Origin of the sequence: Micromonospora sp. NPDC007271, assembly GCF_040634005.1 — a bacterium.
Classification (GTDB): domain Bacteria; phylum Actinomycetota; class Actinomycetes; order Mycobacteriales; family Micromonosporaceae; genus Micromonospora.
In genome coordinates this window covers 1-9,677 of record NZ_JBEYER010000164.1, presented here as the reverse complement: position 1 = coordinate 9,677, position 9,677 = coordinate 1, and the positions used below count along the sequence as shown (strand labels likewise).

Genomic DNA, 9,677 nt, shown 5'->3' with positions numbered 1-9,677 from the left:
CGCAAACAGGCGGGTGACCCCGGGCACGGTGCGGGCGAAGGCGACGAGGGCGCGGACGGCTTTGGTGGTGTAGCCGCGGCAGCGCCGGGACGGGGCTACGCCGTAGCCGAACTCGACGGCACCGTCGGTGGACGGCCAGAACTTCAGCCCGATCGCGCCGACGGTGAGGCCACACTCTGGCCCATGATCCGGATACGTCGCGCCCCCGCTGCCTCGGGCCATGGGGCAGCGGGGGCGCGACGATGATCCGGTCAGCTGACGCCGGTGACGGCCTTGACCAGGTTGATCCCGAAGTAGACCACGAACGCGGCGGAGACCGCCCACATCAGCGGGTGGACCGTCCGGGCCTTGCCCTGCGCCACCCGGATCGCCACCCAGCTCACGAAGCCGGCGCCGATGCCGTTGGTGATCGAGTAGGTGAACGGCATCAGGGTCATGGTCAGGAACGCCGGGACCGCGACGCCCACGTCGGTGAAGTCGATGTCCTTCACCTGGCGGATCATCAGCGCGCCGACGATCACCAGGGCCGGGCCGGCGGCCTCGCTCGGCACCAGCGACACCAGCGGGGTGAGCAGCAGCGCGCCGAGGAAGAGCACACCGGTGACCACGCTGGTCAGGCCGGTACGGCCACCGTCCGCGATGCCCGAGGACGACTCGACGTACGTGGTGGCCGAGGAGGCGTTGCCCGCGCCACCGGCGACCGCGGCGACACCGTCGACGAAGAGCACCTTGCCCAGCCGGGGCATGTCGGTGCCGTCCGCGTTGGTCAGGCCGGCCTGCTTGGCCAGGCCGACGGTGGTGCCCATCACGTCGAAGAAGTCCGCGAGCACCAGGGTGAAGACCAGCAGCAGCGCGGTCATCACGCCGACGTGCGCGAACGCACTGAACGACACGTTGCCGAGCAGGTGCAGGTCGGGTGCCTTGACCAGCGGGTCCGGCAGGGTGGGGACGTTGAGCCGCCACCCGTTCGGGTTGGGCTGGCCGTCGGGGAGGAAGGCCCCGCCCGGCTTGGCGAAGGCGTTGACGATCACCGCGAGGACGGTGGTGACCACGATGCCGATCAGGACGCCGGCCTTCACCTTGCGGGCGACCATGATGCCGGTGAGCAGCAGGCCGACCAGGAAGATGACCGTGGGCCAACCGCGCAGCGTGCCGTCACCGCCGAGCTGCACCGGCACGCCGGTGCCGGCCCGGACGAACCCGCCGTCGACGAAGCCGATCATGGCGATGAACAGGCCGATGCCGGCGGCGATGGCGGCCTTCAGCGAGGCCGGGATGGCCCGGAAGACGGCCTTCCGGAAGCCGGTCAGCACCAGCACGGTGATGATCAGGCCCTCGATGACGACCAGGCCCATCGCCTCGGCCCAGGTCATCTGCGAGGCGACGGCGTACGCGACGAAGGCGTTCAAACCCAGACCGGTCGCCACGGCGAACGGCACCCGGCCGACGACGCCCATCATGATCGTCATGACCGCCGCGACGAGGCAGGTGACCCCGGCGACCGGCCCCATGCCGAGCAGGTTGCCGTCCTTGTCGGGCGCGGTGCCGATGATCAGCGGGTTGAGCACGACGATGTACGACATCGCCGCGAAGGTGGTGATCCCGGCGAGCACCTCACGCTTGACCGTCGAGCCCCGGCGGGTGATCTCGAAGAAGCGGTCGAGGCGGCCGCGCTCGGCGGGTTCCGCCGACTCGACCGGGGCAGCAGGTTCCTGCAGAGTCACGCTCATGGCGTGGACTTACTCCGTTCCGGGTTGGCCCGCCGGACGCGCCGATCGGGCGGTGGGGGTTGCAGTCGTCCCGATTCGGTTGGCCCGGAGAACGTCGGGACGGCTGGGCTCCACGGATCCCATGAAGCACTACGAAGCCGCACCCTGGTCGGAGAGCGACTTCGCAAGCCCACTTTAACCGCGCGGTAACGGTGGATGACCTGCCCCTACGCGTCGCCCCGAGGCGAGGGTGGCCAACGTCACGTCCGGGACCGGTGGCGGGCGATCCACGCCGCGTTGAGCGCGTCGGCCTGCCGTACGTGCCGGGGACGGATGGTCACCCCCGGCGGCAGGGCGAGCCCGAGGGCGTCGAGGATGCCGCGGGTCACCCCCGCCGGGTCGGCGGCCAGGTCCTCGTAGCGCACCCGGTGCGGCGTGATCCCGTACGCGTCGAACCACTCCGCCCAGGCCGCCTGGTGCGCCTCGATGGTCCGCAGCAGCGCGTCGATGCCGTCCGGGTCGTACCGGGGCTCCCGGCCGGTCCAGCCCGGGTCCCCGACGTACCAGACGGCGGTCTGCTCGGCGCGCAGCCAGGACACCGCCTGCGCCAGCACGTCGTCGCGACGCAGGTGCACGAAGGCGGTCCGGCCGAACGCCCGGCGCAGCAGGGCGTCGTCCGAGCCGGCCAGCTCCGGGTGTTCGGCGGCCAGCCCGGCGACGACCCGGTCCAGGGTCCCCCACATCAGCTTCGCCCCGAACACGCCGTTGCCGGTCCGGCCCTCCGCCAGCGCGGCCCGGACAAAGTCGCCGTAGCTCCACGCCCCCGCCGGCAGGCCCCAGCGGTCCGCCCAGCTCGCCTCGTCGGGCTCCCGGAAGTACGCCTCCGGCCGGCCGGCCACCCCGGTGGCGGCGAGCAGGCCGCAGAGCAGCGAACTGCCCGTCCGCGGCGTGGCACAGATGAAGTACGCGTCGACCTCGCCCATGACGTCGATCTGATCGCCGTACGCCGGTCCTGGCAACCGAATTGCCGTCCGCGCCTAACTTGGGCAACGCCCGGCGAAGAGCGAGACGACCACCCGCACCGGCCGGGAACCGTCGGCCGTGACGTCCAGCGGCACGCACCGGCGCCCCTTGACGAAGAAGCCGCCGACGAACCAGGTGTCGCCGTCCGGACAGGCGGCGAACCGCACCCCCTCCACCGGCCGGTATCCCCAGGCCTGGCCGTACTTCAGGCCGGCGCGGCCGCGAGCCTCCGGGCCGATCATGACGGTGACGGTCGTGCCGGCCTGGACACCCACGCCGACCTTGTAGTGACCGCCGTCGGCGTCCTGGTAGCCGAAGGAGGCGGGATCGCCGGTCGCCATCGCCTTCAGGCCCCGCCAGATCACCGGGCCGGCGACCACGTCGTCCGGGCCGGGCGGGGTCGGCGTCGGCTCGGTCATGTGCGCCTCACCGGGCCCGCAGGTGACCGGCCGGGGCACCTCGTCCGTCACGGGCTGGGCAGCGGAGATGGTGGCCTCAGCCGTCGCGGTGGCGGTGGGGCTGGCCGCAGGCACGGCCGGCCCTCCGGCACCGCCCCCGGAGGTGCAGCCGGGGACCACCAGAAGCGCGGTGCCGACCGCGAGGGTCCCGCGCACCCCTCTTCGCATCGCCGACCTCCCGCCTACACCCTAGGGAGCGCGTCAACCGGGGCTGGTCATCGTCTCCACGACCTCGCCATTGTCCGGCACGCCCGTCCGCACCAACTCTTCGGTACCGTCCCGACGACGGACGCGGTAGTCGCGGAAGACCATCGGTACGCCGACTGCCCGGAACGGGTCGCCGTCGTCCATGACCTGAAGGTGCACATGCGGCTGGGTCGAGTTCTGGCGTTGATCGCCGCCCGGATGGGATATGCCGCCGAGTTCCGGCCGCTACCCGCCGCCGAGAAGGCGCGCGGTGGGTGAGACTCCTCGAAGACCTCGCCGTCGAGGCCGCTGCCCTGACCCCGCACATCAACGCCCTCAAGACGGGCACCCCGCACGAGGGCCACGACGGGTGGGGCATGAACAGTCGGGGACCAGGCCGCTACCAGTGCGCCTGCGGCGAGTCGATAGACGACCTGCTCGGCCTACCACCGGCCCGCACGTTCTACCTGGCCCACTGCACCGTGTGCATCGGCCCGGTGCCGTTTGACACGGCTGAGGCGCGGGACGAGTGGGCAGGCTTGCACGGGCCGACGACCGGCCACCGGATCACCCGCTACGAAACGCTGCGATAACCATCACGGCCTGACACCGATGGGTTACGATCGGCGCACCTTCACCCTGCGGTCACCTGGAAGCCCCAGACCAATCCCCCACAAGGGGCAGCCCGGGGCTCCGGCTGTCCGCCTGTCGGGTCCCTGCCACATCCCCGCCTCCACCTGCCTCGTTGGCCGAAGCGATGGCCACGACCACCGGGCGGAAGGACAACGGGTGACGGTAGTAGGTCACGCCACCACCACAGCAGGCCCCCGGCCCACCCACCGTGGCGGGCTACGCACCACCGCACTGCTCATGGCCCCGCAAATGGCCACCGCAGCCGCGAGCCTGCTCATCAACGTCCTCGCCGCCCGCACCCTCGGCCCCGCCGGACGCGGGCAGATCGCCCTGCTGCTCCAAGTCGGCTACCTCACCAACCTGTGCGCCCAGGCCGGCACCGACCGCGCCTACCCGGTGCTCATCCCCCCGGGCCGCACCCCGCTCGCCGCGCTGGCGGACACGCTGCGGCTGGTCACCCCGACCGGGCTGCTCGTCGTCGCCGCCGCCGTGCCGGTCGTCGCGGTCGTGGGCGCCGACACCGGCGACGGCATCGCGCTGACCGTGGTCGTGTTCGTCGTCGCGGCTGCGGCGATGGTCACCGGTGGGGCGGTCCGCACGGCCGCCGCAGCGTCCGGCACTGCCGTCCCGTTCGCCGTCGGCGCGCTCACCGGCCAGGTGGTGCTGATCGCCGCCGCGTGCGCGTTGACCACCGCCGAGGTGGACTCGGCCGCCGGGTGGCTGGCCGCCTACGCCGCCGCCCTCACCACCGCCCCAGCCCTGTCGTGGCTGCTGCTGCGCCGCCGCACCCCACCTATCGGGCCGAGCCCGGCCGCCGGCCTGCGACAGGCCCGGCAGCTCGGCCTGCGGCTGCTCCCCGCCGGCCTCGCCAGCCTCATCATGCTGCGCGCCGACCGGCTGTTCCTGCCGTGGCTCGGGTCCTACGAACAGCTCGGCCTCTACATCGTCGTCGCGACCGTCGGCGAGTTCGCCGTGTGGCCGGTCCAGTCGTGGGTGGACGCCAACGCCGCCCGCTGGCACCGGCAACACCTCGCCGGCACCCTCAACCGCACCCGCCCCCTGGCCGCCGCCTGCGGGTACGGCCTGACCGCCGCAGCGGCCCTGATCGGCGCCGGCCGGCTCCTCGTCCCCCCAGTGTTCGGCGACGACTACCGCGACGCCACCAACCTGCTGCTGCCCCTGGCCGCCGGCACGTTCGCCTACGCGGTCAGCCGCGTCGCCGTCGGTCTCGGCGTCGCCACCGGCCGCGCCCGCTCCGCGCTCATCGCCGACATCCCCGCCATGCTCATCGCCGTCGCCGCGTACCTGCTGCTCATCCCCCACTCCGGCGCGTACGGGGCTGCGGTCGGCTCGGCGATCGCCTACGCGGCCGGCGCGCTCCTCGCCCTCGCCGCCCTCACCACCGGCCGACCCGAGCCAGCGCGGTGACCAACATGCAGGCCACCCGCCGCCCCGAGTTGCTGGCAACACCACCAGCGGCACGGCCAGCCCTGTCGGTCACCTGGGTCACCGCCCTGTTCGTAGTCGCCCTCGCCGGCCGCATCACCCCAGACCGGGCCGGGCTACCCGACCTGGGCGTCGGTGACCTCCGCAAGACCGCCTTCGCCGTCCTCGCCTTCATGGCAGTGCTGTGGCAGGTCGAGCTGTGGCACCGGGTCGCCGCCCGGCCCTGGCCCCGCCTGCTCATCCCCTTCACCGCGCTCATCGCCGCGCAGCTCGCCTCCGCCCTGTGGGCGCCGTGGGCCGCCCGCGTCGAACAGGTCACCTGGGATCTGCTGCTCCTGTGGCTGCTTGTCATCTGCACGGCCGCGTTCACCGCCGCCGACCCGCCCCGGGCCGCCCGGATCCTGCTGGCACTCACCCTCGCCGCCGGCATCATCTACGCCCTGGCCGGCCTGCAAGCCGGACCCCAGGCGCAGGGCCGCATGTCCGCGTTCGGCGGCGGCCCCAACGTGTTCGTCCGCGTCATGTGCCTCGCCGTCATCGCCGCGATCACCCTCGCCGTGGCCAGCCGCCGCTGGTGGCTCCTCGCCCCCGTCCCTGTCCTCGCGGTAGCCGCGGTGCTGTCCGGCTCCCGGGGGGGCCTCATCGCCGCCGTCGCCGCCGCAACCGTGTTCTTCGTGTTCTTCCTCCGCCGCCGACGCACCGCCGTCCTCGCCGCGACCCTCCTGCTGGGGTCGGCCGCCGGGTGGGCGGTGTGGGAGGTGATGGGCGCGGCCGTCGAAGCCCTCGCCGCCACCCGTTACAACACAACCGCCCTGGACGCGAACGGCTACTCCGAGCGGCCCGAGCTGCTGACCGCCGCGTGGGACCTGTTCCGCCAGCACCCCATCGCCGGGGCCGGAATGGACGCGTTCAACGCCGCGACCGGCATGAACTACCCCCACAACTACCTAGCCGGGCTGGCCGCCGAGACAGGCATCGTCGGCGTCGGCCTGCTGATGTGGGCGGTCGTCCGCTGGTGCCGCGACGGGCACCCTTGGAAGACGGCAACGCCGGAGCAGATCGGCTGCGCCGTCGCCGCCGTCTACGTCCTGGCCGCCTCGATGTTCTCCGGCGGCTACTACGACACCCGATTCTTCTGGATCTTCGCTGTCGTCGCGGTCGGCCGGCACCACCCCCGCCCCCACACCATTCCCCAACCGAAAGGCATCCCATGGCGGGGCAGCGGCGGGTACTCGTCCTCAACCACTACGCCAAACCGACATCGAGCGCCGGAGGTACCCGCCACGTCGAGCTATTCGGCCGGCTGACCGGCTGGGACTGGCAGATCATCGCCGGGAACGTCGACCACGTCACCCACGGCGAGTTCACCACCGACGACCCGCGGTTCATCACCGTCCCGGTCACCGGCTACACCCGCAACGACCACCGCAGGGCGATGTCGTGGGTGACGTACGCCCACAACGCCTTCCGCGCGGGGCAGCGCCTGCCCCGCCCGGACGTGGTGTACGCCTCGTCGCCGCACATCCTCGCGCCGGTCGCCGGCTGGGCCCTCGCGCGGCTGCGCCGGGCACGGTTCGTCCTGGAGGTCCGCGACCTGTGGCCGGAGGCCATGGTCAGCCTCGGCTACCTGCGGCGCGGGTCGGTCACCCACCGGGTGCTGCGGGCCTTGGAGTGCTGGCTGTACCGGCGGGCTGACCGGATCGTCGTGGTGGCCGGGTCGTGGGGGCTGTACTTCGCGGAGGCCGGCATCGACCCGGGCAAGCTGGCGTGGGTGTCCAACGGCGCGGAGCCCGACGACTTCCGGCGCCGCCACGACCTGTACCGGCCGCTGCGGGAGCGGGTGCCGGTGCGGGGCCGTCTGTTCGTGTACGCCGGCTCCCACGGGCCGATCAACGGCCTCGACCGGCTGTTGGACGCCGCCGCCGAACTGCCGGAGCACACGTTCGTGTTGATCGGCGACGGCCACGACAAGCACACCCTCGTGGCGCGGGCGGCCGCTGAGGGCCTGTCCAACGTGCACTTCCTCGACGCCGTACCGAAGGAGGAGCTGCGGGGCATCCTGGCCGGCGCGGACGTGGGTGTGCATGTGCTGGTCGACAACCCGCTGTACCGCGAGGGCGCGAGCCCAAACAAGCTGTACGACTACCTCGCGGCCAGGCTGCCGGTGCTGAACAACTGCCCGGGCGACCCGGAGGACATCCTGATGGCGTCGGGGTCGGGGTTGACCGTGCCGACCGGGGAACTGGCGGCCGGGTTGCGGAAGTTCGCCGACCTGGACGACATGACGCTGATCGAGATGGGGCACCGTGGCCGCGGCTACATTGAGGAGCACCGGTCCCGTACGGTGATGGCCCGGCGGCTACAGGAGGTGCTGGATTGTGTGACAGCGCCAGCCGGTCGCCGGGCGAAGCGAACGGCCTGATTTGAGGTGGACGTTTACCGGCTGGAATCAGTGCCCGACTAGCGGCGGGCAAACCAGCTGCGGGCGGACTCGTGATGGGCAACCGAGGTTTCGACAACGAGGAGTTGACGAGCGCACGGCTGTCACTGCACCGCCCCACTCCCGCCGACATCGACCTGATTTACGCCATCCACAGCGACCCCCGAGCCTGTGCCCATAACCCGGCAGACATGCTGAGCACCCGCGCCGAGGCGGAAGACCTCTACCAGCGGTGGGATGAGCACTGGCAACGCCAGGGCTTCGGGTACTGGGTCGTCCATGCCGATCGCAAGGGCCTTGGCTTCTGCGGCATCAAAGTCATGAAGTTGAGGCACCACGAGATCCTGAACCTGTTCTATCGCCTCGATCCATCTGCCTGGGGCAACGGGGTAGCCACCGAAGCAGCCACGGCCGTCGTGGGTTGGGCTATCGGCCATCACCCCGACTACCCGGTCATCGCCCGAGTCCGCCCTGAGAACACACCCTCCCAGCGGGTCGCTGCACGGGCTGGCTTACATCGCGCCGAACACCTCGACAGCCAAGGAGAAGACGGCCTCGATTGGATCTTCACGTCGCACTGGCCCTGATGGTCCTCTCTTGGCCCATGGGAACGGGCCGGATTCAGACGTTGAAGCGGAACATAGAGCCGCTGTCCCGCCACCAGCGGGATCGGTGCCCGGCACCTGCTGGCACAGCCTCTCAGGCTGCCAGGGCTCCCGAAGGTCCCGTCGTGGTTTAGGGTCACGCCCGTGAATGGGAAGCATGCCCGACGGTGGGCGCTGGTGCTCGTGCCGCTGCTCCTGGTGGCGTCCGGCGTCTTCGTGCTGCGGTGGCTGTCGGTGCCCAACGCACGGAAGCTGCCCGAGCCATTCCGGGAGCAGCTCGCATCGCGCGTGGTGGACGCAATCGAGCACAACCCGACCTTTGACCGGGGGCACGATCCAGATGCATGGCCGGTCTGCGCAGCCTCGGTGTTCGGGGTGGCGCCGGACTCGGCTCACACCGTTGACGAGGTCCGCACGATCTACACGCTGGCTTACTGCACGTACCTCAGCACGGCAGACATCGCGAAGGGACCTGATATCGACCTCAGCTCGCTCAGCGGAGTGTCGATGCCGATCGCCGTGCATCTGGGACCGCCTGTCACCTTCGACGAACCGACAGACGGAGAGAAGGCATACCCGGACAGTATCCGGCGGATCTTTCCGAAACCCCTACAGGAGGCTGCGTTCAACGCCGCACCCGACCGGTCAATGAAAAACGCGCTAGACGAACGCATCATGCGCTTGCTGTCCTCGCCAATGCCCTCGCCCTCCCACTCCTGACACCCACCATCCGACATCAAGCCGTCACGCATCAAGTGGAGCCCGACATCGCCGGCAGCCGGGGGGCTATCCGTCGACCAGGTGCGCAAGCTGCTCGCCGCTGCGGAAGGGCACCGCCTGTACGCGCTCTACGTCGTGGCAGCGACGCTTGGGCTTCGGCGCGGCGAGCTGCTCGGGCTGCGGTGGTCAGACCTTGACCTGGACAACGGCACCGCTGCCATCGGTCAGACTGTGCAGCGGGCCGGCGGCAAGCTTCACCTCCAAGACACGATGACCGAGGACTCGGACAATGTCCTCCCCCTGCCTGACTGGACCTGGCTGGTGCTGCTGGACCACAGAAGCGCCAGCGGCGGGAACGCGAGCGGTTGGCCGAGGTCTGGCAGGATCACGGCCTGGTCTTCCCCTCCGAGGTCGGCACCCCGATCGAGCCCCGGAACCTCAACCGTCATTTCGCGGC

General features: G+C 71.2%; 11 protein-coding genes and 1 pseudogene. 7 read left to right on the top strand and 5 right to left on the bottom strand.

From position 1 onward, the window contains the following. From ABZ570_RS32655 to ABZ570_RS32635, 5 genes are all read right to left on the bottom strand, one after another. Positions 1 to 222, bottom strand: a 222-nt coding sequence (locus tag ABZ570_RS32655) for a GNAT family N-acetyltransferase (RefSeq protein ID WP_358071827.1), incomplete at its 3' end; no start/stop codon positions are given. Between the two features lie 29 nt (positions 223 to 251). Further along, positions 252 to 1,730 (bottom strand): NCS2 family permease, encoded by a 1,479-nt coding sequence (locus ABZ570_RS32650; protein WP_358071825.1) that lies wholly within the window; start codon positions 1,728 to 1,730, stop codon positions 252 to 254. Positions 1,731 to 1,969: 239 nt separating this feature from the next. Continuing rightward, positions 1,970 to 2,692, bottom strand: a complete 723-nt coding sequence (locus ABZ570_RS32645; RefSeq protein ID WP_358071823.1) for a Stf0 family sulfotransferase — start codon at positions 2,690 to 2,692, stop codon at positions 1,970 to 1,972. Between the two features lie 54 nt (positions 2,693 to 2,746). After that, positions 2,747 to 3,358: a hypothetical protein gene (locus tag ABZ570_RS32640; protein WP_358071821.1), complete on the bottom strand. Its 612-nt coding sequence runs from the start codon at positions 3,356 to 3,358 to the stop codon at positions 2,747 to 2,749. 33 nt (positions 3,359 to 3,391) lie between these two features. Beyond that, complete coding sequence (locus tag ABZ570_RS32635; protein WP_358071819.1) at positions 3,392 to 3,541, bottom strand: hypothetical protein; 150 nt, start codon at positions 3,539 to 3,541, stop codon at positions 3,392 to 3,394. Between the two features lie 110 nt (positions 3,542 to 3,651). On the opposite strand from ABZ570_RS32635, the gene ABZ570_RS32630 reads away from it, so the two are divergent. From ABZ570_RS32630 to ABZ570_RS32600, 7 genes and pseudogenes are all read left to right on the top strand, one after another. Next, positions 3,652 to 3,969: a hypothetical protein gene (locus ABZ570_RS32630; RefSeq protein WP_358071817.1), complete on the top strand. Its 318-nt coding sequence runs from the start codon at positions 3,652 to 3,654 to the stop codon at positions 3,967 to 3,969. Positions 3,970 to 4,165: 196 nt separating this feature from the next. After that, the gene (locus ABZ570_RS32625; protein WP_358071815.1) at positions 4,166 to 5,437 is read left to right on the top strand and encodes a hypothetical protein; all 1,272 of its coding nucleotides are present in this window, start codon (positions 4,166 to 4,168) and stop codon (positions 5,435 to 5,437) included. Between the two features lie 5 nt (positions 5,438 to 5,442). Beyond that, positions 5,443 to 6,762 carry an O-antigen ligase family protein gene (locus ABZ570_RS32620; RefSeq protein WP_358071813.1) on the top strand — a complete coding sequence of 440 codons (1,320 nt, stop codon included), beginning with the start codon at positions 5,443 to 5,445 and terminating at the stop codon, positions 6,760 to 6,762. Further along, positions 6,666 to 7,877 carry a glycosyltransferase family 4 protein gene (locus ABZ570_RS32615; protein ID WP_358071811.1) on the top strand — a complete coding sequence of 404 codons (1,212 nt, stop codon included), beginning with the start codon at positions 6,666 to 6,668 and terminating at the stop codon, positions 7,875 to 7,877. Before ABZ570_RS32620 ends, ABZ570_RS32615 begins: the two co-directional genes overlap by 97 nt. Before the next feature lie 74 nt (positions 7,878 to 7,951). Beyond that, the gene (locus ABZ570_RS32610) at positions 7,952 to 8,482 is read left to right on the top strand and encodes a GNAT family N-acetyltransferase (RefSeq protein WP_358071809.1); all 531 of its coding nucleotides are present in this window, start codon (positions 7,952 to 7,954) and stop codon (positions 8,480 to 8,482) included. Positions 8,483 to 8,677: 195 nt separating this feature from the next. After that, positions 8,678 to 9,220, top strand: a complete 543-nt coding sequence (locus ABZ570_RS32605) for a hypothetical protein (protein ID WP_358071807.1) — start codon at positions 8,678 to 8,680, stop codon at positions 9,218 to 9,220. Positions 9,221 to 9,301: 81 nt separating this feature from the next. Then, positions 9,302 to 9,677: pseudogene (locus ABZ570_RS32600) on the top strand (hypothetical protein); the annotation flags it as partial.